Genomic DNA, 23,629 nt, shown 5'->3' with positions numbered 1-23,629 from the left:
TCCCGCCTCGATCGACTCCCCACCAAAGAAGGGTCGCCCGCGTTTTCCGCGTGACCCCCGAGTGCGGTAATGTACGCAACGTCTGCAACAACAGACACGCAACCACGCCAGAGCCGGTCTACAAACGGCCAAGACAAGCGGCGGCCAATACGGCCAATCACAAGCAGGCAGAACAACAAAGCATGCCGGGATGCGAGCGGACGCACCGCGGCGCCGCGCATTATCTTGTCGCGAATGCAAGGGGTAAGTCAGATGAATGAAGCCGACATGCATGGAGCGATCCGCGGCTTGTACGAGGGCATTCTGGATCCCGGGGCCTGGCAGGACAGCCTGCGCGCCCTGACCGGGCTGGCGGGCACGGCACACGCCTCCATGATGGTCTGGGACACGGTGCGCGACCAGGTCACGGTCAACGAGATCGTCAATCCGGTGGTCGAACTGTTCACCGAATACGAAGCGGATTACCAGGCGATCGACCCGGCCAAGCAGTTCGCGCCGCGCATGCAGCCGGGCGACTGGTATATCGACGCGCGCGAACTGGGCGAAGGCACCATGGCGCGCCATCCGTTCTACCGCGACTTCTTCCACCGCTATGGCCTGCGTTCCTACGTCGCCTGCCTGGTGGAGCGCCAGCCCCATTACGAAGTCTACTTCTCGATGCAGCGCGCGCGCCGGCAGCCGCTGTTCTCGACCGCCGATACCAGCGGCCTGGACTGGATCATTCCGCATATGCGCAGCGCCATGGCGATGCGCGACCGCACCCTGGGGCTGACCGTGCTGGCGCGGCTGTCGACGCAACTGGTGGAACGGCTCAATTTCGCCCTGCTGGTGTTTTCGCCGCAGCGCCAGGTGCTGCTGGCCAACCGCGCCGGCGAGCGCTGGGCGCGCCGGCTCGACCCGGCCGGCAAGGTGTCGGACTGGAGCCTGTCGCGGCCGTTCGCCGACATGGTCGAGGCCGCCTGCGACCCGCGCCGCGCCGTGGCCGCGCAGGCAGCGCACGCCACCAGCGGCGCCGGGCGCGCGCAGGTCATCGTGCTGCCGCTGCCGCCGTCGCACGCCTTTGCCGCGCAGTGGCAGGAACCGGCCGCGCTGGTGATCGTGCATGAGCCGGAGGGCGCGCCGCTATTGCTCGCACCCGTGCTGCGCGACCTGTACGGGCTGACGCCGGCCGAAACCCGGCTGAGCGTGCAGCTGGCCCACGGCCAGGGCCTGCCCGAAGCCAGCCAGCAACTCGGCATCCGCCACGAGACCGCGCGCTCCCAACTCAAGGCGGTGTTCCACAAGACCGGCTGCAACAGCCAGGCCCAGCTCACGCACATGCTCTCGCGCCTTGGCGCGGCGCTGGAACAGGGCTGAACCGGTTACGCCTGGCACGCCGGCCGCCGCTGCGCGGCGGCACGCGCGCTGCCATGCGGGTAAAGTGATAAAAATAAAAGAAGTAAAAAGAAGGGAAGCCATGAGCGACACACAGATGCACGACACCATTCGCGCGCTGTACGAGGGGATTTTCGACGCCGACGCGTGGCAGCGCAGCCTGGGCGCGCTGTGCCAGGCCAGCGGCAGCACCCACGCGCACCTGCTCGTGCTCGACACCGTCCACCAGCGCGTGCTGGTGCACCAGGAGGTCAACCCGATGCCCGAGGCCGTGGCCACGTACCGCGAGCATTTCGCCGCGATCGATCCGGCGCTGCCGTTCGCGCGGCGCATGGCGGTGGGCAGCTGGTATATCGATTCGCGCGAGCTGGGGCCGCAAGTCATGCGGCAATCGCCGTTCTACGGCGAATTCCTGCGGCCGATCGAACAGTCATCGGTGATGGCCTGCCTGATCGAGCGCCAGCCGCACTATGACGTCTTGTTGTCGCTGCAGCGCCCGCTCGGCCACGACCATTACTCACCCGAGGACGCACGCGCGCTCGACTGGGCGATCCCGCACATGCGCCAGGCCATGGCGCTGCGCGAGCGCACCCACCAGGTGTCGGCGCTGGCGCATGCATCGTCGCAGCTGATGGAGCGGCTGCCGTTCGGCGTGATCGTGTTCCGCGACGACGGCAAGCCGCTGCTGGCCAACAGCATCGGCGAAGCCTGGGTGCGCCGGCTGCTGCCGGCGGTGTCGATCGAAACCAGCGCCGTCGCGTCGCCGCTTGCGGGCGCCCGCGACGATGGCGGCTGGACCCTGTCGCGTCCGTTCGCGGAGGCGCTGCGCGCGGTCTGCGACCCGGCCAGCGCGCAGCCGGCGCAGGCGCTGCGCGCCGCCGACAGCGCGGGCCGCCAGGCGCAGGTGATCCTGCTGCCGCTGCCACCGGCCCATCACCTGGCGCTGGACTGGCAGCGCCCCACCGTGCTGGTGGCGATTCACGAACCGGGCGCCGCGCCGGTGACGCTGCCGACCGTCTTGCGCGACCTCTACGGCCTGACGCCGGCGGAGATCCGGCTGGCCTTGCAATTGTCCTCGGGCATCGGCCTGCCCGAGGCCTGCGAGCTGATCGGCATCCGGCGCGAGACCGGGCGCACGCAGCTCAAGGCGATCTTCACCAAGACCGGCACCGGCACACAGGCGCAACTGGCGCACCTGCTCACGCGGCTGGGCGTGCGTGCCTAGCTGCGCAGGCAGCCGGCCGCGGGATCGATCAGTCGATCGACGCGCCCACGGTCTTGACCACCCCCGCCCACTTCTGGCGGTCCGCCTTCACCGTGGCCTTGAACTGGTCCACGGTCTCGACCCGCGGCGTGTTGCCGGCATCGATCAGCTTCTGGCGGATCGCCGGCGTTTCCAGCGCCACCTTGACCGCGTCATTGATCTTGCGCGCGATCTTCGGGTCCAGCCCCTTCGGCCCGAACAAGCCGAACCAGATGGTGCTGTTGAAGCCGGGCAGGCCGCTCTCGGCAATGGTCGGCACATCGGGGATCACCTGCACGCGCTGGCGGGTGGTCACGCCCAGCAGGCGCACCTTGCCGGCGCGAAACTGCGGCAGCACGCTCTGCACCTGGTTGAAGATGCAGCAGACCTCGCCCTTCACCACCGCCTGCAGCGCATCGGGGCCGCCCTTGTAGGGCACGTGCACCATGTCGAGGCCGGCGCGCGCATTGAACTCGGCAAACGCCAGGTGCGTGCCGGTGCCGTTGCCGGTGGAGGCGAAGTTGTACTTGCCGGAATTGGCCTTGACCTTCTCGATGAATTCCTTGACCGACTTGACGTCGAGCACCGCCGGGTTGACGGTCAGCACGTTGGAGACCTCGACCAGCGGCGCAATCGGGGTGAAATCGGCGTCGGCATCGAACGGCAGGGTCTTGTACAGCGCCGGGTTGATGCCGTGCGTGGCGGCAGTGCCGAGCAGCAGCGTGTAGCCGTCCGGCTTCGCATGCGCCACCACCTCCGAGGCAACATTGCCGCCGGCGCCCGGCCGGTAGTCATAGATGATGGTGGTCTTCAGCGACTTCTGCAGCGATTCCTGCAGCGTGCGGCCGACGATGTCGACGCCGGAGCCGGCGGTGAAGCCCATCAGGATCGTCACCGGCTGGGTCGGCCATTCGCCTTGCGCGTGGGCGGGCAGGCTGACCGTGCTGACGGCAGCGGCGCACAGCGTGGCCACGCGGGCGGCCACCCGGGCGGCGGAACGGAAGGACAAGCGCGGAAGCAGGCGGGACGAGTTGGGCATGGGGGCACCGTCGGTCAAGGTCAGCAAGAAGCGGCCCGGCGCGGCGGGCCGGCGCGATGGCCGGGATCTGAGCCCCGGGCCAGCGCAACAAGATAGCAAGGTTCCTGCCAAAACCATACGACTGAGTTTGCCTGAGGGTATGCCGTGCGGGCATATGGCTGCACTAAGGCGGCGCCCGGTGGCCCTCAGCGCCGCAGCAGGCCGACCAGTTCATCGACATCCGGCAGCGGCGCGCCGCTGCCCGCCGCGCTGTCGTCGTCCGCCTCCAGCAGGCCGTCGGCCAGCGCGCGCTTGTCGCGGTGCAGGTCGACGATGCGCTCCTCGATGGTGCCCGCATTGATCAGCCGGTACACCGTGACCGGGCGCTGCTGGCCGATGCGGTGCGCGCGGCCCATGGCCTGGTCTTCGGCGGCGGGGTTCCACCACGGGTCCGCAATGATCACGTAGTCGGCCGCGGTCAGGTTCAGGCCGAAGCCGCCGGCCTTCAGGCTGATCAGGAACACATCGCCCTCGCCAGACTGGAACGCGGCCACGCGGCGCGTGCGCTCGGCCGCGGGCGTGGCGCCATCCAGGTACTGCAGCGCCAGCCCGGCCCGCTCCAGCCCCTGCCGCAGCAACTGCAGGAAATCGACGAACTGGCTGAACACCAGCGTCTTGTGGCCGCTGGCCGCCAGCCCGCTGGCCAGCTCGACGAAGGCCCGCAGCTTGGCGCCTTCGCCCAGCTGGCCCGCCAGCTCCGGCGTGACCAGGCGCGGGTCGCACGCCGCGCGGCGCAGCCGCATCAACTGCGCCAGGACATGCAGGCGCGCCTGCGCCTGGTGCTGGGCCTGCGCCAGCGCGCGCGCCCGGGCGCCGGCGGGCGCATCACGGGTGGCCTTGCGCGCGGCCTCGACGCGTGCCAGCGCGGCTTCGGCCTCGGTCTGGGCCTGGCGGCGCAGCGCCTCGTAGTGCGCGGCTTCGACCGGCTCGGGTTCGACCCGCAGCACCAGCTCGGTACGCGGCGGCAGTTCGTCCAGCACCTGCGCCTTGGTCCGGCGCAGCACGAACGGCGCGATCATGCGGCGCAGCCGCAGGCGCGCCTCGCGGCTGCCGGCGCGTTCGATCGGGTTGGCGAAATGCTCGTTGAAGCGGGCCAGCGAGCCCAGCAGGCCAGGATTGCAGAACCGCATCACCGACCACAGCTCGGCCAGACGGTTCTCCACCGGCGTACCGGTCAGCGCCATGCGGAATCCTGATGGCAGCGCAAACATCGCCTGGGCCCGCCGCGTGACCGCGTTCTTGAAAGCCTGGGCCTCGTCGGCCACCACGGTGTGCCAGTCGCGCGCGCAGAAGTCCTTGCTGGCCTGCTGCAGCAGCGTGTACGAAACGATCACCACGTCATGCGGCCCGGCCTGCGCCAGCAGCGTGTCGCGGTCGCCCTCGGCATAGACATGGACATCGAGCGTGGGCGCAAAGCGGCGCGCCTCGGCGGCCCAGTTGCCGCACACCGAGGTCGGCGCGATCACCAGCGCCGCGCCGCCACCGGCGCGCGCGACCAGCACGGCCAGCGCCTGCAGGGTCTTGCCCAGACCCATGTCGTCGGCCAGGCACGCGCCCAGGCCCGAGGCGGCCAGCGTCATGGCCCAGCGGTAGCCGGCTTCCTGGTAGGGGCGCAGTTCGGCCGCCAGCGTCGCCGGCAGCGCGACCTCGGTCTCGCGCGCGGCGCGCAGCCGGGCGATGCGCGCGCGGAAATGCGCGTCCGGATCGATACCCGCGCCGGCCAGCACGTCGTCCAGCCACGGCGTGGCCATCTGCGGCACGCGGATGCCGTCAGGCACACGCTCGCCCACGCCGGCGAGGTCGCGCAGCCGGCCGCGCAGCGCCCGCGTCAGCGCCACGTAGACGCCCTGGCCCATCGGCACGAAGCGCCCGGCATGGCTGCCGGTCCAGTCGATCAGCTTGCCCAGTTCCAGCACCAGCCCCTCGGCCACGCGCAGCTCGCCGGCCAGCCGGTACCACGCGCCGCGGCTCTCGATCAGCACGCCAAGCTGCGGCAGGTCGGCGGGCAGCACGCGCAGCGCCTTGCCGCGCGGCCATTCGACGGCCTGCACCGCGGGCAGCGCCGGCAGCGCCTCGACCACGGCCAGCGCCTCCTCGGGATCGTCGAGCGCCCACGTGTATTCGCCGCCCGGCGGCGCCAGCGCCACCAGCTGCGGCAGCGCGGCGAAGACCTCGGCGACGCTGGCCAGTTCGGCGTCGAGGTCGCGCTGCGTGGACAGGGTCTCGCCGCGCACCGTGGCCATCAGCCGCTCGCGCCCGGCGCCAGGCGCCAGCCGCGGCCCGAGCGGGCCCAGCGGCGTCACCACCAGCCGCAGCGAGATGCCGCGCCCCACCGGAGCCACTTCGGCACGCAAGCGCGCCTCGGCCTCGACGGCGCGCGTGCCGGCCGCGGCATCGGCCTGGATCTGGAACTGGCCGGCGAGCGCGCGCAGGGTCTGGTCGAGCCGCGCGTGGCCTTCCTCGGGGATCGCCAGGCCGTCGCCGATCAGCCGCGCGGCCTCGAACTGCGCCGGGGTATAGCGGATCAGCCGCAGCCGGTGCGGGCCGTCGCGCAGCACCGTGAACTGGCGCAGCGCCTCGGCCTCCTGGCGCGCCGCGGCTGGCAACAGCGCCTCCATCGCGGGCGCCTCGCGCGCAGGCGGGAACAGGCGCAGCACATAGCGGCCGGCGCTGCGCACGGCCTCCAGCGCGGGCGCGTCCTCGACCACGTCCAGCGTCTGCGTGGGCGCGTGGGCCAGCACCACGCCCGGGTGCCCGGCCAGCGCCATCAGCGCCATGGCGCGGTCGAGCACGTAGCGCCGGTGGTGCGAGGCGTCGCGGCGGATGGCGCGCGCCACGCGCGCGTCCCACGGCTCCAGCCGGTCGTCCTCGGCGATTCGCGCCAGCGGCACCGGCCGGGGCTTGCCCCAGCCCTTCGGACCGCGAACCTGCTCCAGCGGCTCGATCGTGCCGGGCGCGCCGTCGGCATCGAGCGTCAGCGCCCACAGCAGGCGCCGGGGGGGCTGGGCTACGCCGGTCGAGCTGGCCGGGTCGGCGCCGGCGAGCGCGCGCAGCGCGTCCAGCGCCTGCTGCCAATCGTCGTGCGGCGCAGGCGCGCCAGGGGCGTCCGGTATCGCGTCAGGCTGGCGATCGGGGCTGGAATGTGGGCTCGGAGGCACGGCTTGTAGAGGAGATCGGTGGGCTGGCGCGGCCGACACGGCGGCGCGCTGTCGCAAACGCGGCGACAATGCGCGGAAAAAGAGGATTCTAGACCGCCGCGGCGCCCGCGCCGCGTTGTGACCCATGCCCCCGGGGCTTACAATATCGTTTTTGCTATTTTCACGGCGCAGGGAGAACAGACATGTCGATGGCGGATCGCGACGGCAAGATTTGGATGGACGGCCAGCTGATCGAATGGCGCGATGCCAAGATCCACGTGCTGACGCATACGCTGCACTACGGCATGGGCGTGTTCGAGGGCGTGCGCGCCTACAAGACCCCCGAAGGCACCGCCATCTTCCGCCTGAAGGAGCACACCCGCCGCCTGTTCAACTCGGCCAAGATCTTCCAGATGGCCATGCCGTTCGACGAGGCCACGCTCGAAGCCGCGCAGCGCGAAGTGGTGCGCGCCAACCACCTGGAATCCTGCTACATCCGCCCGCTGGTGTGGATCGGCTCCGAAAAGCTGGGCGTGTCGGCCAAGGGCAACACCATCCACGTCGCCATCGCGGCATGGCCGTGGGGCGCCTACCTGGGCGAGGAAGGCATGGAGCGCGGCATCCGCGTCAAGACCTCGTCCTTCACCCGCCACCACGTCAACGTGTCGCTGGTGCGCGCCAAGGCCAGCGGCTACTACATCAACTCGATCCTGGCCAACCAGGAAGCCACGGGCCTGGGCTACGACGAAGCGCTGCTGCTCGACACCGACGGCTACGTCAGCGAAGGCTCGGGCGAGAACGTCTTCATCGTGCGCAACGGCGTGATCTACACCCCGGACCTGGCCTCGTGCCTGGATGGCATCACCCGCGACGCCACCCTGACCATCGCGCGCGACCTGGGCATCGAGGTCCGCGAGAAGCGCATCACCCGCGACGAGATGTACTGCGCCGACGAAGCCTTCTTCACCGGCACCGCCGCCGAAGTCACGCCGATCCGCGAACTGGACGACCGCATCATCGGCGAAGGCCGCCGCGGCCCGGTGACCAAGCAGATCCAGGACGCATTCTTTGCCGCCGTCGGCGGCACCGACGAAAAGTACAAGAAGTGGCTGACGCTGGTCTGAGCACCAGCCGGCAGCCGACGCGCCCGGCGCCCGCCCCTTGCGGGCGCGGCCGCACCTTGTTTTGACGAACAATCAGCCTCATTCCCTGCAACACCATGACGCAAACCGCGACCATCATCGAAATCGGCGCCGAAGACATTCCGCTGCACTGCCCGACCGCCAACACCCCGGCCTGGAATTACCACCCGCGCGTGTTTCTCGACGTGGCCGACACCGGCGAAGCCAAGTGCCCCTACTGCGGCACCGTGTACAAGCTCAAGCCGGGCACCGTGCTGAAGGGCCACCACTGACCCGAGCCGCCTGCCATCGCACCACCCTGACGCTCCGGGCCGCCTTCAGGCGCCCCGGAGCGTTGGCGTTGCCGGCGCCCGCGCTGCTGCGCCCGTACCGGCTCCTTGCGCCCCTTCCATGAAGAAAGCCCTCGTCATCGCCCCCAACTGGATCGGCGACGCCCTGATGGCGCAGCCGCTGTTCGCGCTGCTCAAGGCGCGCCATCCGCGCCTGGTCATCGATGCCCTCGCGCCCAAGTGGGTCGCGCCGGTGCTCGCGCGCATGCCGGAAATCGGCCGCGTGTTCCCGTCCGACCTTGCGCACGGCAAGCTGCAGCTGTCGGCCCGGCTGATGTTCGCGCAGCAGCTCAAGAACGAAGGCTATGACCTCGCCTACGTGCTGCCGAACTCGCTCAAGTCGGCGCTGATCCCGTGGCTGGCCGGCATTCCGCTGCGCATCGGCTACCGCGGCGAAGCGCGCTTCGGCATGCTCAACGTGCGCCACGCCAATCCGCCGCGCGACCACCGCCCGCCAATGGTGGAGCACTATGCCCGGCTGGCGCTCAAGCCCGGCGCGCGCCTGCCCGAGCACCTGTCCGAGCCGCGCCTGCGCGTGGACCCGGCGCGCGTGGCGGCCACCGCCGAGCGCTTCGGGCTGGCCCCGCACACGCGCGTGATCGCGTTCTGCCCGGGCGCCGAGTTCGGCCCGGCCAAGCGCTGGCCCGCCGCCCATTTCGCCAAGCTGGCGCAGATGCTGCGGCGCTCCTACCCCTACGCGCAGATGATCGCGCTGGGCTCGGCCAAGGACGCCGAGATCGCCGCCGAAATCACCAGCGAGGCGCCGTTCGTGCGCAACCTGTGCGGCCAGACCTCGCTCGACGACGCGGTCGACCTGCTGGCGCTGTCCGAAGCCGCGGTCTGCAACGACTCCGGCCTGATGCACGTGACCGCGGCACTGGGCCGGCCCCAGGTGGCGGTGTACGGCTCCAGCGATCCGCGCCACACGCCGCCGCTGTCACAGGCAGCGAGTATCATGTGGCTGCAGCTGGAGTGCAGTCCGTGCTTCAAGCGTGAGTGCCCGCTGGGCCACCTGCGCTGCCTGAAAGAGATCGAACCGGAAATGGTGTTCGTTGAGCTGCGCAAGCTGCTGCACCGGCCCTGACCTCCCTGCCCTTGCCACGTCCATTGCCACCATGCCTCGCTTTGCCCGCCTGTTCGATTCCGCCGAAGACATCGTCGAAGCCTTCCGCGAAGCGCTGAAGCTGCGCGACGCCGATGGCGCGCTGCGCCTGTGGCTGGACGAAGACTCGATCACCTGCGTACTGCCCGACGGGCAGCGCCTGATCGGCCACGAGCAGCTGCGCCAGGCCTTTTCGCAATTGCTGGAAGAACAGCCGGTGCTGGTCGACGCGATCGAAACCAGCAGCCATGCGTCGATGGCGGTGTCGATCTTCGACGTGACCGAGGCGCTGCGCTTCGGCAGTGACCGCGTCGAGGCCGACCTGTACGTGCACACCACCTACGTGCTGATGCAGAACCACGAAGGCTGGCGCCTGGCGCATATCCACTGCAGCCCGGCCAACGCGGTGCAGGTGGCCGCCGTGGCCGCCACGCCGGGCCAGGCGCTGCACTGAAACCGCGGCCGCGCAGCGGCCCGTCGCCACGACATTGCCGGCATGACGCAGCTCCCGCACCACCGCCTGCCGCACGCCGTCCAGGCCGACCTGGCGACTGCGTCGCATAGCTACGGCGGCAACATGCCAATGCCGTGGTGGCTGCGCGGCGGCCACGCGCAGACCATCATCCCCGCGCGTTTCACACGCCGCCCGCCGCGCGTCGGTTTTCGCCGCGAACGCTGGACCACGCCCGACCACGACTTCATCGACCTCGACTGGACCACGCACGCGGTGCAGGCCGATACCCCGCTGGTGGTGATGTTCCACGGGCTGGAAGGCGACTCCGGCAGCCACTACGCGCAGGCGCTGATGCATGCGCTGTCGCTGCGCGGCTGGCAAGGCGTGATCCCGCATTTCCGCGGCTGCTCGGGCGAACTCAACCTGGCGCCGCGCTTCTACCACTCGGGCGATTCGGCGGAAATCCGCTGGGTGCTGGAGCGCATGCGCCAGCACCACTGCGCCAACGCGCGCAAGCTGCTAGTGGTGGGGATCTCGCTCGGTGGCAATGCACTGCTGCGCATGCTGGGCGAAGACGGCAGCCGCGCCGGCCACGTGCATGCGGCCGCGGCCATCTCCGCGCCGCTGGACCTGGCCGCGGGCGGCGCGGCGCTGTCGGTGGGCTTCAACCTGGTCTACACGCGCATGTTCCTGCAGACGCTCAAGCGCAAGTCGCTGGCCAAGCTCGAGCAGTTCCCGGGCCTGTTCGACCGCGACACGATGCTGGCCAGCCGCGACCTGTACGCCTTCGACAACGTCGTCACCGCGCCGCTGCACGGCTTCGCCGACACCGACGACTACTGGCGCCGCGCCGCCAGCAAACCCGTGCTGCGCGACATCGCCGTGCCCACGCTGGTGCTGAACGCGCGCAACGATCCCTTCCTGCCGGGCCAGCACCTGCCCGGCCCGGCCGACGTCAGCCCGCAGGTCTGGCTGGAACAGCCCGAGCACGGCGGCCATGTCGGCTTCATGACCCCGCCCGCGGGCTGGCGCCGGCACCTGCCGCTGCAGGTCGACGGGCGCTTCAGCGGCCATATCGAATGGCTGCCGGCACGGATCCTGCAATTTTTCGACAGCATGATGTAAGGCGGGCACCGGTCCGCCGGGAGGCAATGATGGACGACATCGTCAGGCAGGCCATGGCACGCTGGCCCAACGTGCCCAATGCCTATGGCTGGCTCACGCTGGACCGCCGCGGGCAGTGGCGCCTGCGCAATGAATACGCGCAGCAGCACGGGCTCTCGGGCGATCCCATCCGCCACGAAGCGCTGATCGGCTTTATCGAGCGCAACTATCTGTGCGATGAGCGCGGCTTCTGGTACTTCCAGAACGGGCCGCAGCGGGTCTTCGTCACGCTGGGCTATGCGCCGTGGATCCTGCGGCTGCATCAGGGCGGGTTGCAGACCACCACGCGGCAGGCCTTCACGCTGCAGTCCTGCTACGCCGACGAGCACGGCAACGTGGTTTTGGCCGGCACCGTGGACGGCGTCGAGGGCCTGCAGGCAGCCTTGCTGCACGACCACGACCTGGAACAGTTCAGCGGCGCCAGCACCTGGCATGGCGACGCCTGTGGCGCCGACCTGGGGGTGTTCCACCACGATGGCCGCGACCTCGCGATCGAGCCGATCGCCGAGAGCGAAGTGCCGAAGCGCTTCGGCTTCGTGCGCCAGCCGGCACCGGCGGACTGAAGCGCAGGCTCAGTTCGGCATGCCCTTGTTGTCCTGCTTGTCCTCCCGGTACTGGCGCTCCAGCTGGTGCAGCCGCGCATCGACCTCGGACAGCGTGTAGAAATCGCCGTCGCCGGCCTTGCGCGCGATCTGCAGCTGTTCAATGGCAGCCTGGTAGGCGCCATCCATCGCGTACTTCTCCGCCAGCGCCTGGTGTTGCTGCAGCCGCTTGCCTTGTCCGGCGTAGGCGCGCGCCAGCATCTCCCACCATTCGCTGCGGCCGGTCTCCTGGCGCGTGCGCTCGCGCAGGAAGCGCACGGCTTCGTCGTGGCGGCCGGAGCCGATCAGGGTCTCGGCATAAGCCACCGCCACCGCGTGCGACAGCGGGAAGGCCTTCATCGAAGCGCTGGCCTGGGACAGCGCCTCTGGCACGCGGCCCTGCGCGCGCGCCAGCTCCACCGCCATCACGTCCAGCATCGGGCTGCCGGAGCTGGCGCCGGGGATATTGCCGTACAGGCGGCGCGCTTCGGCGAGTTCCTGTTCGGCGGCCGGATAGCGGCGCAGACGCTGCTCGATAAACGCCAGCGCGTAGTGCAGCGCCGGCGCGCGCAGCGCGGAGGCCCCCGGCAGTTGCGTGCGCAGCGCCGCGCGCAGGTTCTGCAGTTCGCTCGGCGACGCTTCCTGGATCACGCGGGCGCGCATCCGCGCGAACTCGTACTCGGGCGTGTTGGGCACCTTGCGCTGGCTGGCATGGCTGACGCGGTCCTGCATGTCGGCGATGCGCTCGGAGGTCAGCGGGTGGGTACGCACATAGGACGGCACTGAATTCTCGGCGGTGCCCGAAGCACGCTGCAGCCGCATGAAGAAATCGGGCATGCCCTGCGGATCGAACCCCGCCGCGGTCAGGATCTGGAAGCCGACCCGGTCGGCCTCGCGCTCCGCGCCGCGCGAGAACGACAGCTGGTTGGCAATGGCAGCGCCCTGCCCGCCCATGGCCAGCGCCGCCGCCGCATCCGGGCTGCGCGTCGCGGCCAGCCCGGCCAGTACCATCGACGCCAGCGCAATCCACATCGACTGGTCTTGCTGGGTGATGCCGCGCGCGATATGCCGCTGCATCACGTGGCCGATTTCATGGCCCACCACCGAGGCCAGCTCGGATTCGGTATCGGACTGCACCAGCAGCCCGGTGTGCACGCCGATATAGCCGCCCGGCAGCGCAAAGGCGTTGATGCTGCGGTCGCGCACCGCGAACAGGTCGAAGCCGGTGGCGAAGGTGCCCGCGCCGGTCGAGCCGGAGATGCTCTGGCGCCGCGCCGCCTGTACCAGCCGGTAGCCGAGCGCGTTCAGGTAATCGGACAGCAGCGGATCGGGCACGTACAACGGATCGCGCCGGATATCGCGCATGATGCGATCGCCCAGGCGTTTTTCCATGTCGGGCGACAGCGCCGCGGTGGACGGGTCGCCAAGGTCCGGCAGCTGCACGCCGCCCGCTTCTACCACCGCGTTGTTGGTGCGCAGGCCGAACTCGGATTTCTGGCCGGCCTTCACGCTGCGGTTCAGGTTGTCGTAGACCTGGTCGGCGGCCTCGCCCGAGGTGGCCGGTACGGGCGTCGCTGGCGCCGCCGCGGCGCGCGGCGTACCCTGTGGCCAGGCCGGTACCGCGAACGTCAGCGCAAGCAGCGCCGCCAGCGGGCGCCGCCACGGCGACCAGGCGCGCCGATGTGACGCGGAACCGGCAGGAACGGCATCTGCCACGGCGTCACGGCCACATGCGGCAGACCTGCGAAGCGATGGGTGTTTTGGCATGTTGCTATGATAGCGGCCTCCCGCGCGCAGTTCGCCCCAGGCTTTCCATCATGACCCAGCTCACCCATTTCGACACCGCCGGACAAGCCCACATGGTCGACGTCGGCGACAAGGCCAGCACCCATCGCGTCGCGGTGGCCACCGGCACCATCACCATGCAGCCCGCCACCTTCGCCCTGGTGCGCGACGGCAGCGCCAAGAAAGGCGACGTGATCGGCATCGCCCGCGTGGCGGCGATCATGGCCACCAAGCGCACCGCCGACCTGATCCCGTTGTGCCACCCGATCGGCCTGACCAAGGTGGCCGTCGAGTTCGCGCTGGACGAAGCCACCGCCACCGTCGCCTGCACCGTGCGCACCGAGACCCGCGGCCAGACGGGCGTGGAGATGGAAGCACTGACCGGCGTGCAGGTCGCGCTCCTGACGATCTACGACATGTGCAAGGCGGTGGACCGGGGCATGGTGATCGGCAATGTGAAGCTGCTGGAGAAGCATGGGGGCAAGTCCGGGGATTGGGTGGCCGCGGGCTGAATCCCTGGCCTTGAATCCCGACTTACGTGACGCTCGCAATACGCGGGATAGGGATGACGTGGCCTTGTCTTACGCCGACCTGGTTCCCAAGTAATAAAGGTAACGCCGCATTTCCACACGCGCCGTCCCACACATCTGCGCGCGACAATTTGGTATTCAATATGATTGCGGGCCGCCGCACGGTCGCGGCCGGCTGACCCTGTCCGCGGCGCGCGCGGGGATGAGGTGGATACCATGAACGGGCGCATGCTCTGCCAGATCGCCCTGGCACTCGCGGCCACGGCCGCAGGCGGCGCCGCCCTTGCCGGGCGGGCCGATCTCCACGATGCCGCCTGGGATGGCGGCGATCTACGCGACGGCATGGTCAGGACACGCGCCAGCGTGGGGGTCGGCATCTATCTCGGGCCCGGCGCGTTCTACGGTGGCTATCCCTATGGCTACCCCGCTCCTTACTATTACCCGCCCGCCGTAGTCACGGTGCCTGCCGCGCCGCCGCAGTATATCGAGCAGGGACCCAATGGCCCGGTGCCCGCCCCCGGCCCCGACGGCGTCATGCCGCAGCAGGGCTGGTGGTACCACTGCGACCAGCCTGAAGGCTACTACCCCTATGTCGCGTCCTGCCCCGGCGGCTGGCAACGCGTACCGGCACAGCCGCCGGCCGATTCCTGAAACGGGGTGACACCATGCATGCCCTGATCCGCGCCACGCTGGTCGTGGCCACCCTCGCCCTCGGCGCTTGCGCCGTGCTGCCCGCAGGACCCAGCGTGATGGCGCTGCCGGGCACCGGCAAGAGCTTCGACCAGTTCCGCGCCGACGACTACAACTGCCGGCAATTTGCCTTCGGGCGCGTCGGCGGGGTGTCGTCCGCGCAGGCGGCGAACAACGCCGCGGTCGGCAGCGCCGTGGTCGGCACCGCGCTGGGCGCTGCCGCCGGCGCCGCGTTCAACGGCGGCTCGGGCGCTGCGGTGGGCGCCGGCGTCGGCCTGCTCACGGGGGCGGCGGTCGGCGCCGGCAATGCGCAGTACGCCGGCTATGGCACGCAGCAGCAATACGACGCCGCCTACGTGCAATGCATGTACGCGAGCGGCAATCGCGTACCCGTGCCGGGGCGCGTGGCCGCGGCACCGGTTGCGGCGCCGCGGTACTACTATCCGCCGCCCCCGCCGCCGGCCTACTACAGCCCGTATCCGTACTACTAGGTCAGTCCCGGCCCAGTTGCGCAAGCCGCCGCGAGCGATCGGCCACCCACGCGCAGAACGCCTGCGGGCGCTCATCCGCCTTCACGCCGCGGCACGCCTGCGCGATCGTCGCATATTGCGCGGGCTCGTCGCCAAGGTAGTACCAACGCAGCCGTTCCATCCACTGCCGGCCTTGCGCGGCATCGCCCGTCAGCGCCAGCAGCCATGCCGTGCGCGCGATCATGGTCGGCGTCGGCAGCAGGTGCACCGCCGCAACATGCGCGGGCAACAGTGCCGCGGCATTCTCCGGCGTGATGTCGGCCTGTCCAACCGCATCGGCCTGCGCATGCTGGCGGAACCAGAAGCGCGGCATCGGCAAGGCTTCGCGGCCTTCGCTGCTGGCATACTCGCGGGCCTCCGCGCGGCGATAGTCCTGCCACATCGTGCCCAACACCAGCGCCGCCACCGCGACAAACGCCATCGCCAGCCCCCGCGCCACCGGCAACGGCACCCGCCAGCGCCCAAAGCCCGACGGCTCCAGCCACCCGAGCATGAAGCAGAACGGCAGGAAGAAATAAAGGTAATGCAGCGGGTATTCGAGCATCGAATGCGCGCACAGCATGGCCAGCCAGGTGAGCACCATTACCGCCTGCTTGCGCTCCTCGGCATCGCCATGCCACAAGCGAACTCGAACCACGCGCCACAGCCACGCCAGCAGGATTACGCCCACGCCGGCGGTGCCGACGATCCCCGTCTTTGCCAGCAGGTCGAGAATGGCATTGTGGGCATGCAGGGACATCTCCACCTTCACCCCGACCTGATCCAACTGCTGGAATTGCGCCCAACCGAACTCGCCCCAGCCGACGCCGAACCACGGGTGCGCGCGGAACATGGCGATGGCGTGAGCCCAGAGCGCGCTGCGCGCTGACATCTGGTCTTCGGCGCCGAGCTGGGCGACGGTATCGAACAGGCGCCAGTCAAAGGCCTGCCCTGCCGCCTTGATTGCGGGTTGCAGGAGCAGCAGCATTGCCACCATGGCAACGGCAGCCACCACAAGTCCCACCGGGCGCTGCATGGGATCCGGGCCACGTCGATCGCCTCGCGCCAGCCATGCTGCAATCAACGCGTAGCACGCGGCGAGGCCAACATGCAACACACCGGTACGCGAGCCGGACAGCACGATGCCGCTTTCGAGCAAGGCCACCGCGGCCAGCCACATGGGAAAACGCAAGCGGCCGCGCGAGGCCAGCCACACGGACGCGACCAGTGCGAGGCCGTGGACGGTGGCCTGGTGGTTGGGCTGGTTGAGGTTGCCCCACAGGCGGCGGTTGGTGTCGTAGAAATACGTGGAGACCAGGCCGAAGGAGCGGGGTTCGAGGTGGAAGAGTTGGACGCATTGGACTAGCGCGCCCAAGAGAGCTGCAAGTAGCCAACCGGCAGCAAGGGCATCCGCGAAACTGCTTCCATTCGCTTTATCCTCCCCTTGTTGGCACCACCACGCTAACAGGACTGTAGCCATACCTACGGCGAGGCCTAAGACTGTCGTCAGACCACTGCCCGTAACGTCAACCCGGGGCATCACCGTATGGAAGGTACTGGCTGCCAGCCAAAGCGGCAGCAGCGCAACGCGCGGAATCAGTAAAGTGCCGCCCGATAGCTTCTTTGATATAAGCAAGATCCAAGCGAAGATCGCGGCGTTGCCGAAGAGAAATGCTGCTGCCCACTCGCCGTAGAAAGTGGCAAGGGGCAGAGTGTGCCTGGAAACCAGCAACGGCACACCAAACACGAAGATAGCGAGCGTTTCCAGCGCCGGAAAGCTGCGGACGGCCATGCGAGATGCAATTTGGTGAAAACCGAATCATATCGCAAAGAGTGATATATCCTCGACGCATACGCAACGACGTTACCGCGGTTAGCTATGCGTACCGTCAATGGCCATCTCTGCGATGGGACTTTTCGTCATAGAGCGCGGGCATACCGTAACGTTTGATCAACCGCTCCTTGAACCCACTCACGGCGCCGTTCTGCTCGTCACACATGTCGATCAACCATGCGTACTGCTGTTCGAACTGACTAATCGAAAAGCTCTTAAGACGAGCCACCTGAAGTAGTGCTTCGTCGGTACGTCCGTCAAGCGCCAACAGGATGATGTAGCGGCGAATATAGTTAGGTGATGCCGATATAGTCAATGCATTCTCATGCATTAATATTTTTTCCGCCAGGAACTCCTTATCAAGTGCCATCGTACTGATAATCCCATATCGGGCCCAGTCGGCAAAAATAAATGCGGGATTTGCACCATAACGCAGTGCACCTCCGGCCTCATAGGCGATTTCGGTTTTCCGATAGTCTTGGTAACCCGCTACTGACCCAATCGTGATACCTGCGATCATTGCTGCACTCAAACTTATCGAAAGCCCTTTCGTCATGAAACAAAAAGTCCGTGTCTCGGTCATCCCCATTAGCAGACAAAGAGGCAATAAAAAGAATGCGTAGTTCTGGGGAAATTCCAGCATTGCATGCACACCTACAACTAACACGACAATTATGCAGTATACGCGGGACAACCCCTCGTTTTTCGTACCAACCCCTTTGACATTACGCCAAAGCCAACCGAGACACGACAGCAGAACAACTGAGGCGCCAAGTACTCCGGTCTTAGCCAATAGATCAAGCACAACGTTATGGGCGTTATTTGCCATCTCAACCGTTCCCAAACGGTCTGCGAGAAGATATTGAGCACGCACGTACTCGCCCCAACCCGCCCCTAACAGTGGGTTAGAACGGAATACCTCGAGGGCGTAGCGCCACAAAGCAAGGCGTGGCGACACGGCATCTCCGCTATTTGAGAATCTGTCTACAGCCGAAATTGCGAGGTGAAGATCAAACTGCCAATTCAGCCCGGCGACAAACAGCATGCCCATCCCCAGAGCGACTATCGGCGCTGCACCCCACCCAAGGGCAGGCAGCCAGGAGCTTAGCCCGCGTAGTCGGCTACGCTGAGCACGCACGAGAACGGGTGTGCCTATTGCCACCACTACAGCTTGCAGCAAGGGGGTTCGCGACGCTGTTAGCGCCGCTCCGATACCAAGGATAAACAATGCGGCCCCAACGGCACACGCGTTTATCCGCGCAGCTTGGCGCAGGTATAACACACTCGCCATGGCGAGCATGCAAACAGTTCCGAGGTGGTTGGGCTGATAAAGATTTGCAAATAACCTTCGCCCCTCTGTTCCCTGATATTCGGCGACCCAAGGCGAATAATGCCCCTCCAGGCCAAAAGCCTGCAACCAGGCAAAAGCGAAGGAAACCAGCCCACTGATCACACTTCCAAGTGCACATGCCTGTAATACTGTCTTGGCTTTATTTCGATCTTGCCCGACCCATAAGCCGGTCTGAACCGCCAGCGCAGCACATATGCAGAAAAAGATCGCCAGAAATGTTGGCATCGGCCGCCCGGTATGAAAGATGGCAAGCTGGACAAATAAAACGACAATCAATCCGACCGGGCCCATCGTGATTAGTGCGATCTGTGGCGATCCTCCTTGACTAACACGCAAAACCAAAGCCACGCTGCTGAGCAGTGCCAAAGCCACAATTGCCGACACCTCGGCATAGAATGTAGGGATAGGAACGGTGTGAGGGTTGACCAGGAAAGGCACTGACCACAGGATGAAGGCAAGCGCTACTGCTACTCTGAACGCCCATGTAACAAATCTAGACTGCATGATCGTATGAAAAAAAAAGGCATCCGAAGATGCCTTTTTTGAGTTTAGGGTCCGGCTTAAACGCCAGTCTGCGATTTGGTGCAACCCGAATTGCTTGCCGCCCACGTCACTGCATTAGAGGACAACGTCGGCGTCAGGGTCACCGTACAACCGGATCCAAGCTGCCCTTGCGATGCCATCGAAATAGCGGCGGTCGTGCTCGTAATCGATACCGACGCATTGGCCGGCGCGGGCAGCGAGTTATAACCGACCTCAGTGTTCAGTTTGGCGAGCGTGTCGCAAGAAGCTAGCCCGCCCGCATTTGTTTGCGTACATTGCGCAATAGCTTGCTTCAGCGGCGCAATTTGCGAATAGACATCCGACCACCGGCTCCGCGTCACATAGTCCTGATACTGCGGAATCGCAATCGCCGCCAAAATACCAATGATCGCCACCACGATCATCAGTTCGATCAGCGTAAAGCCCTTCTGGACGCGGCGGCCCAGCTTCTTCAGTTGTTGTACCCGTTGCATGATTTGACCCCTCGAAGAGATTTTGGTTAAGCGTTGCACGTCTTCGGTTGCGTGACGCGGGGACGATTGAGCAGCAAGTGTGCCAGCGGCATCCCCCATCGGTAGGGGGTGAAAAGCGACAAATTTCGTCACCCATCGGGGAGAAGCTTGCCGGTTACGCCAAAAATTGTCACCTGGGACCGCTATCACAGGCAAGCGCGACAAAATGTGCGATCACTCACATGAGTTAGTGGGCATGGGCACGGACACTCGCCGTGCAAGGCCCGATGAGAAAAGGGCGGCCAACTGGCCGCCCTTCCCGCCTCAGCAGAACGACGTCAGGCCGGCTGGGCTGACCGGCGGCTCAGCAGCTTGCCGATGAGCACCACCAGGATGGCGCCGGCGGCGCCGAAGACCAGGTGGGCGTGCGGCACGTGGACTTCGAACCAGGCGGCGTCGACCGGGTCGCTCACCAGCATTTCGCCGGCCAGGTAGCCAAGCAGCGCGGCGCCCAGCACGATGATGACCGGGAAGCGTTCCATCACCTTGAGCAGGATGGTGCTGCCGAACACGATCAGCGGGATCGACAGGCCCAGGCCGACGATCAGCAGCAGCAGCTGGCTGCCTTCCGGACCCTTCTGGGCGGCGGCGGCCACGGCGACCACGTTGTCCAGCGACATCACCAGGTCCGCGATCAGGATGGTGCGGATGGCGGCCCAGATATTGTCCTTGGCGTCGTGGCCTTCCTCGTCGTCATCGCCGGTCAGCAGTTGCACGCCGATATAGACCAGCAGCAAGGCGCCGATGATCTTCAGGTACGGCAGGCTCAGCAGCTTGACCGCGGCCACGGTCAGCACCACGCGCATGATGATGGCGGCGGCGCTGCCCCAGAAGATGGCTTTCTTCTGCTGGGCGGGCGGCAGGTTGCGCGAGGCGAGCGCGATCACCACCGCGTTGTCGCCGGACAGGACGATGTTGGTCAGGATGATCGATCCCAACGCAATCCAGAAAGTGGTGGAAGACAGCATTTCCACGGCGAGGCTCCTCGAGTTCTATGTTGTGGCGCGCCCCGTCATCTGACGGGATTTCGGATGTCTGAAAGCGCAGACATGACTGTTTAACGTATGAACCTTACGATTAGATTTCAATCTTGTCATCTCGGGCTCGCACGTGGCAATCACGTCACTTCGTACAAAAAACCAATGCCCCCGCATCGCGGGGGCATTAGTTGGCGTATCCATCTCCGCTAGTGCAGCAGAGAAGGCGAAGGAGATTACAGCATTGCCTTCAGCAGGCGGCCCATTTCCGACGGGTTCTTGGTCACCTTGATGCCGCAGGCTTCCATGATTTCCAGCTTGGCCTGGGCGGTGTCGGCACCGCCCGAGATCAGCGCGCCGGCGTGGCCCATGCGCTTGCCCGGAGGCGCGGTCACGCCAGCGATGAAGCCAACCACCGGCTTCTTCATGTTGTCCTTGATCCAGTTGGCCGCGTTGGCTTCATCCGGACCGCCGATCTCGCCGATCATGACCACGGCGTCCGTTTCCGGATCGTCGTTGAACATCTTCATCACGTCGATGTGCTTCAGGCCGTTGATCGGGTCGCCGCCGATGCCGACAGCCGACGACTGGCCCAGGCCCAGCGCGGTCAGCTGGCCCACGGCTTCGTACGTCAGCGTGCCCGAGCGCGACACCACGCCGATGCGGCCCTTGCGGTGGATATGGCCCGGCATGATGCCGATCTTGATTTCGTCCGGCGTGATCAGGCCCGGGCAGTTCGGCCCCAGCAGCAGGGTCTTCTTGTTCTCGCGGCGCATGCGGTCCTTGACTTCCATCATGTCGCGCACGGGGATGCCTTCGGTGATGCAGACCACCAGGTCCAGGTCGGCGTCAACGGCTTCCCAGATCGCGGCAGCGGCGCCCGCGGGCGGCACATAGATGACCGACACGGTGGCGCCGGTCTCGGCCTTGGCGTCCTTGACGCTGGCGTAAATGGGAATGCCTTCGAAGTCTTCGCCGGCCTTCTTCGGGTTCACGCCGGCGACAAAGCAGTTCTTGCCGTTGGCGTAGTCGCGGCAGCCACGGGTGTGGAACTGGCCGGTCTTGCCGGTAATGCCCTGGGTGATGACTTTGGTGTCTTTGTTGATCAGAATCGACATGCTTTCGTCCTTTGCTTGACTCTGGCAGCGAGGGCTAGGCCACGCGCGCTGCCGGAGTTCGCTTGTATTGGGTAACGGCGCCTCGGCTTACTTGCCGGCGGCGGCAGCCACGACCTTCTGGGCGGCCTCTTCCATCGTGTCCGCCGAGATGATCGGCAGGCCCGAGTCAGCCAGCATCTTGCGGCCCAGTTCTTCGTTGGTGCCCTTCATGCGCACGACCAGCGGCACCGTCAGGTGCACAGCCTTCGAGGCCGAGATCACGCCTTCGGCGATCACGTCGCAGCGCATGATGCCGCCGAAGATGTTGACCAGGATGGCCTGCACGTTCGGGTTCTTCAGCATCAGCTTGAAGGCTTCGGTCACCTTCTCGGTGGTGGCACCGCCGCCCACGTCGAGGAAGTTGGCCGGCTCGCCGCCGAACAGCTTGATGGTGTCCATGGTGGCCATGGCCAGGCCGGCGCCGTTCACCAGGCAGCCGATGTTGCCGTCCAGCGAGATGTAGGCCAGGTCGAACTTCGAGGCTTCGATTTCGTTGGCGTCTTCTTCATCCAGGTCGCGGTAGGCGACGATTTCCGGGTGACGGAACAGCGCGTTCGAGTCGAAGTTGAACTTGGCGTCCAGCGCGATGACCTTGCCGTCGCCGGTCAGGATCAGCGGGTTGATTTCAGCCAGCGAGGCGTCGGTGTCGTAGAACGCCTTGTACAGGCCTTGCAGGGCCTGGCGAGCCTGGGCAACCGAAGCGTCGGGCACGCCGATCTTGCGGGCAATGTCGTCGGCGTCAGCGTCGGTCAGGCCGGTCGACGGCTCGATGATCAGGGTGTGGATCTTTTCCGGCGAGTGGGCAGCGACTTCTTCAATGTCCATGCCGCCTTCGCTCGACGCCATCAGGGCGATCTTCTGCGAAACACGGTCCACCACCAGCGAAACGTACAGTTCCTTCTTGATGTCGGCGCCTTCTTCGATCAGCAGGCGGTTGACCTTCTTGCCTTCCGGACCGGTCTGGTGCGTGACCAGCTGCATGCCCAGGATGTTCGAGGCATAGGTCTTGACGTCGTCGATGCTCTTGGCAACCTTGACGCCGCCGCCCTTGCCGCGGCCGCCCGCGTGGATCTGCGCCTTGACAACCCACACCGGGCCGCCGAGCTGTTCTGCGGCCTTCAGGGCCTCGTCAACCGAGAACGCGGGAATGCCGCGCGGAACCGGCACATTGTATTTGCGCAGGATTTCCTTGCCTTGATACTCATGGATATTCATGCGTGTTTCCTTTCGGGTAGGCGTAAAAGGTAGAAGGGAAGAATCTGAATGAAGACGAACTCTCTCGCCGGCTGGCCGATCCTGAGAATCAGCCGGAGGTGCCGGTCGGCCGTTCGGCCGGGACAGCGTCGTTGCCGTCGATTGCGTGACCACCGCGGTCGCCATTGGCCGCGGGCTGCTGCGCCTGCGGCGCGGATGCGACGGCAGGCGCGGCCTCGGCCCGTACCTTGGGCGTCGGCTGGTGACCATACCAGCGCGGGTAAAACTGACGCACCACCTCGCCGTCGAAACGCAGGGCGTGGCAGCCGTTCAACTGATAGGGCGGCTCCGGATTCGGATCGTCCTCGCCGTTGTCGCGGATACTGATGACCTCGCCGGCAAAGGCCTGGATCGCGGTGCTGGGCAGCACGCCCGCGGCTTCGGTCAGGTGCGAACAGCCGTGCATGCCGCCCAGGCGCTCGCGCACGGCCTTGCGAAACCCCTTGCGCAGGTTCAGCCCGATCAGCTTGCGGTAAGCCGGGCCGATCGTGTCGCAGTGGGACGGATACGGCACCCAATCCGAGCAGGCCTCGGCATCCACCACCGTCATTTCCTCATCGATGGTGATGCGTAGCCACAGGTCATGCAGCGGCTGGCCTTGCGGCCGGATGCGGTCGCCGGCCAGTTCGATATCGCGGGGCTTGGTGTCGGTCAGGCGCACCTCGATGTCCCACAGGCCGTCTTCCCTCTGGTACGCCTCGGCCGAAATGGCGCGACGGTGACGCAGGGAGCGGTTGACGGGCTGGGACAGAGGCATGGCCAGGCTGAGAATACGGAAGATACGGAGGCGACGGGAGAATCCGGGGGCTGGGGCACCGTGGTGCCGCGGCACCGAAATAACCCGGGGAGTTTAACATGCCAGGCCGCGCTGGCCGGGAACATC

Annotated in this window: 21 protein-coding genes; 11 read left to right on the top strand and 10 right to left on the bottom strand. The window is 66.8% G+C overall.

Annotation, left to right across the window (positions count from 1 at the left end; translation table 11 throughout):
• Positions 1-252: 252 nt before the first annotated feature.
• Together ACOCMH_RS19490 and ACOCMH_RS19485 are read left to right on the top strand one after the other, a co-directional pair.
• A complete protein-coding gene (locus tag ACOCMH_RS19490) occupies positions 253-1,356 on the top strand; it encodes a helix-turn-helix transcriptional regulator (protein WP_427312593.1) in 1,104 nt (367 codons plus the stop codon).
• 100 nt (positions 1,357-1,456) lie between these two features.
• Positions 1,457-2,599 carry a helix-turn-helix transcriptional regulator gene (locus ACOCMH_RS19485; RefSeq protein WP_427312592.1) on the top strand — a complete coding sequence of 381 codons (1,143 nt, stop codon included), beginning with the start codon at positions 1,457-1,459 and terminating at the stop codon, positions 2,597-2,599.
• Positions 2,600-2,627: 28 nt separating this feature from the next.
• Here the strand turns inward: ACOCMH_RS19485 and ACOCMH_RS19480 are convergent, their stop codons facing one another.
• Both ACOCMH_RS19480 and ACOCMH_RS19475 read right to left on the bottom strand, forming a co-directional pair.
• The gene (locus ACOCMH_RS19480; RefSeq protein WP_427312591.1) at positions 2,628-3,656 is read right to left on the bottom strand and encodes a Bug family tripartite tricarboxylate transporter substrate binding protein; all 1,029 of its coding nucleotides are present in this window, start codon (positions 3,654-3,656) and stop codon (positions 2,628-2,630) included.
• A 185-nt stretch (positions 3,657-3,841) separates the two neighbouring features.
• Positions 3,842-6,853 (bottom strand): DEAD/DEAH box helicase, encoded by a 3,012-nt coding sequence (locus ACOCMH_RS19475; protein ID WP_427312590.1) that lies wholly within the window; start codon positions 6,851-6,853, stop codon positions 3,842-3,844.
• Between the two features lie 182 nt (positions 6,854-7,035).
• Between ACOCMH_RS19475 and ACOCMH_RS19470 the strand changes: the two genes are divergently transcribed.
• The 6 genes from ACOCMH_RS19470 (at position 7,036) to ACOCMH_RS19445 (ending at position 11,586) form a co-directional block, all read left to right on the top strand.
• A complete protein-coding gene (locus ACOCMH_RS19470; protein WP_427312589.1) occupies positions 7,036-7,956 on the top strand; it encodes a branched-chain amino acid transaminase in 921 nt (306 codons plus the stop codon).
• A gap of 95 nt (positions 7,957-8,051) precedes the next feature.
• Positions 8,052-8,246, top strand: coding sequence for a zinc-finger domain-containing protein (locus ACOCMH_RS19465; protein WP_010812205.1), 195 nt, complete (start codon positions 8,052-8,054; stop codon positions 8,244-8,246).
• Positions 8,247-8,364: 118 nt separating this feature from the next.
• Positions 8,365-9,387: a lipopolysaccharide heptosyltransferase II gene (gene waaF / locus ACOCMH_RS19460; RefSeq protein WP_427312588.1), complete on the top strand. Its 1,023-nt coding sequence runs from the start codon at positions 8,365-8,367 to the stop codon at positions 9,385-9,387.
• 31 nt (positions 9,388-9,418) lie between these two features.
• Positions 9,419-9,859 carry a YybH family protein gene (locus ACOCMH_RS19455; protein ID WP_427312587.1) on the top strand — a complete coding sequence of 147 codons (441 nt, stop codon included), beginning with the start codon at positions 9,419-9,421 and terminating at the stop codon, positions 9,857-9,859.
• A gap of 42 nt (positions 9,860-9,901) precedes the next feature.
• On the top strand, positions 9,902-10,984 hold the full coding sequence (locus ACOCMH_RS19450; protein WP_427312586.1) for a YheT family hydrolase: 1,083 nt from the start codon (positions 9,902-9,904) through the stop codon (positions 10,982-10,984).
• 29 nt (positions 10,985-11,013) lie between these two features.
• The gene (locus tag ACOCMH_RS19445; RefSeq protein WP_427313324.1) at positions 11,014-11,586 is read left to right on the top strand and encodes a DUF2946 family protein; all 573 of its coding nucleotides are present in this window, start codon (positions 11,014-11,016) and stop codon (positions 11,584-11,586) included.
• Positions 11,587-11,595: 9 nt separating this feature from the next.
• Here ACOCMH_RS19445 and ACOCMH_RS19440 read toward each other — a convergent pair whose 3' ends face one another.
• The gene (locus ACOCMH_RS19440) at positions 11,596-13,371 is read right to left on the bottom strand and encodes a M48 family metalloprotease (RefSeq protein ID WP_427312585.1); all 1,776 of its coding nucleotides are present in this window, start codon (positions 13,369-13,371) and stop codon (positions 11,596-11,598) included.
• Positions 13,372-13,421: 50 nt separating this feature from the next.
• On the opposite strand from ACOCMH_RS19440, the gene moaC reads away from it, so the two are divergent.
• From moaC to ACOCMH_RS19425, 3 genes are all read left to right on the top strand, one after another.
• Complete coding sequence (gene moaC, locus ACOCMH_RS19435) at positions 13,422-13,901, top strand: cyclic pyranopterin monophosphate synthase MoaC (protein WP_035816150.1); 480 nt, start codon at positions 13,422-13,424, stop codon at positions 13,899-13,901.
• Between the two features lie 234 nt (positions 13,902-14,135).
• Complete coding sequence (locus ACOCMH_RS19430) at positions 14,136-14,570, top strand: hypothetical protein (protein ID WP_427313323.1); 435 nt, start codon at positions 14,136-14,138, stop codon at positions 14,568-14,570.
• A gap of 14 nt (positions 14,571-14,584) precedes the next feature.
• On the top strand, positions 14,585-15,100 hold the full coding sequence (locus tag ACOCMH_RS19425; protein ID WP_427312584.1) for a hypothetical protein: 516 nt from the start codon (positions 14,585-14,587) through the stop codon (positions 15,098-15,100).
• A 1-nt stretch (position 15,101) separates the two neighbouring features.
• On the opposite strand, the gene ACOCMH_RS19420 is transcribed toward ACOCMH_RS19425, so the two are convergent.
• The 7 genes from ACOCMH_RS19420 to ACOCMH_RS19390 form a co-directional block, all read right to left on the bottom strand.
• Positions 15,102-16,910, bottom strand: a complete 1,809-nt coding sequence (locus tag ACOCMH_RS19420) for a PglL family O-oligosaccharyltransferase (protein ID WP_427312583.1) — start codon at positions 16,908-16,910, stop codon at positions 15,102-15,104.
• Between the two features lie 97 nt (positions 16,911-17,007).
• Positions 17,008-18,912 carry a Wzy polymerase domain-containing protein gene (locus ACOCMH_RS19415; protein WP_427312582.1) on the bottom strand — a complete coding sequence of 635 codons (1,905 nt, stop codon included), beginning with the start codon at positions 18,910-18,912 and terminating at the stop codon, positions 17,008-17,010.
• Positions 18,864-19,319: a pilin gene (locus ACOCMH_RS19410; protein WP_427312581.1), complete on the bottom strand. Its 456-nt coding sequence runs from the start codon at positions 19,317-19,319 to the stop codon at positions 18,864-18,866. Before ACOCMH_RS19410 ends, ACOCMH_RS19415 begins: the two co-directional genes overlap by 49 nt.
• A 317-nt stretch (positions 19,320-19,636) precedes the next feature.
• Positions 19,637-20,332: a YjbE family putative metal transport protein gene (locus ACOCMH_RS19405; protein ID WP_171514118.1), complete on the bottom strand. Its 696-nt coding sequence runs from the start codon at positions 20,330-20,332 to the stop codon at positions 19,637-19,639.
• Positions 20,333-20,571: 239 nt separating this feature from the next.
• A complete protein-coding gene (gene sucD / locus ACOCMH_RS19400) occupies positions 20,572-21,453 on the bottom strand; it encodes a succinate--CoA ligase subunit alpha (RefSeq protein WP_171514119.1) in 882 nt (293 codons plus the stop codon).
• 87 nt (positions 21,454-21,540) lie between these two features.
• Positions 21,541-22,707 (bottom strand): ADP-forming succinate--CoA ligase subunit beta, encoded by a 1,167-nt coding sequence (sucC, locus tag ACOCMH_RS19395; RefSeq protein ID WP_171514120.1) that lies wholly within the window; start codon positions 22,705-22,707, stop codon positions 21,541-21,543.
• Positions 22,708-22,795: 88 nt separating this feature from the next.
• Entirely contained in the window at positions 22,796-23,503 is a 708-nt protein-coding gene (locus ACOCMH_RS19390) for a DUF2889 domain-containing protein (protein ID WP_427312580.1), read from the bottom strand.
• Between the last annotated feature and the right edge of the window lie 126 nt (positions 23,504-23,629).

The sequence above is a fragment of the Cupriavidus sp. H39 genome, from assembly GCF_050271075.1.
Lineage (GTDB): Bacteria > Pseudomonadota > Gammaproteobacteria > Burkholderiales > Burkholderiaceae > Cupriavidus > Cupriavidus necator_B.
Note: the sequence above shows the minus strand (reverse complement) of the source record. Positions and strands in the feature narration are given on the sequence as shown.

Coding starts and splice junctions, on each gene's coding strand:
- ACOCMH_RS19455 (WP_427312587.1), top strand. CDS start 9,419: ATGCCTCGCTTTGCCCGCCTGTTCGATTCCGCCGAAGACATCGTCGAA.
- ACOCMH_RS19410 (WP_427312581.1), bottom strand. CDS start 19,319: ATGCAACGGGTACAACAACTGAAGAAGCTGGGCCGCCGCGTCCAGAAG.
- sucD (WP_171514119.1), bottom strand. CDS start 21,453: ATGTCGATTCTGATCAACAAAGACACCAAAGTCATCACCCAGGGCATT.
- ACOCMH_RS19425 (WP_427312584.1), top strand. CDS start 14,585: ATGCATGCCCTGATCCGCGCCACGCTGGTCGTGGCCACCCTCGCCCTC.
- ACOCMH_RS19450 (WP_427312586.1), top strand. CDS start 9,902: ATGACGCAGCTCCCGCACCACCGCCTGCCGCACGCCGTCCAGGCCGAC.
- waaF (WP_427312588.1), top strand. CDS start 8,365: ATGAAGAAAGCCCTCGTCATCGCCCCCAACTGGATCGGCGACGCCCTG.
- ACOCMH_RS19465 (WP_010812205.1), top strand. CDS start 8,052: ATGACGCAAACCGCGACCATCATCGAAATCGGCGCCGAAGACATTCCG.
- ACOCMH_RS19445 (WP_427313324.1), top strand. CDS start 11,014: ATGGACGACATCGTCAGGCAGGCCATGGCACGCTGGCCCAACGTGCCC.
- ACOCMH_RS19490 (WP_427312593.1), top strand. CDS start 253: ATGAATGAAGCCGACATGCATGGAGCGATCCGCGGCTTGTACGAGGGC.
- ACOCMH_RS19430 (WP_427313323.1), top strand. CDS start 14,136: ATGAACGGGCGCATGCTCTGCCAGATCGCCCTGGCACTCGCGGCCACG.
- ACOCMH_RS19480 (WP_427312591.1), bottom strand. CDS start 3,656: ATGCCCAACTCGTCCCGCCTGCTTCCGCGCTTGTCCTTCCGTTCCGCC.
- ACOCMH_RS19420 (WP_427312583.1), bottom strand. CDS start 16,910: ATGGCCGTCCGCAGCTTTCCGGCGCTGGAAACGCTCGCTATCTTCGTG.
- moaC (WP_035816150.1), top strand. CDS start 13,422: ATGACCCAGCTCACCCATTTCGACACCGCCGGACAAGCCCACATGGTC.
- ACOCMH_RS19390 (WP_427312580.1), bottom strand. CDS start 23,503: ATGCCTCTGTCCCAGCCCGTCAACCGCTCCCTGCGTCACCGTCGCGCC.
- sucC (WP_171514120.1), bottom strand. CDS start 22,707: ATGAATATCCATGAGTATCAAGGCAAGGAAATCCTGCGCAAATACAAT.
- ACOCMH_RS19440 (WP_427312585.1), bottom strand. CDS start 13,371: ATGCCAAAACACCCATCGCTTCGCAGGTCTGCCGCATGTGGCCGTGAC.
- ACOCMH_RS19485 (WP_427312592.1), top strand. CDS start 1,457: ATGAGCGACACACAGATGCACGACACCATTCGCGCGCTGTACGAGGGG.
- ACOCMH_RS19470 (WP_427312589.1), top strand. CDS start 7,036: ATGTCGATGGCGGATCGCGACGGCAAGATTTGGATGGACGGCCAGCTG.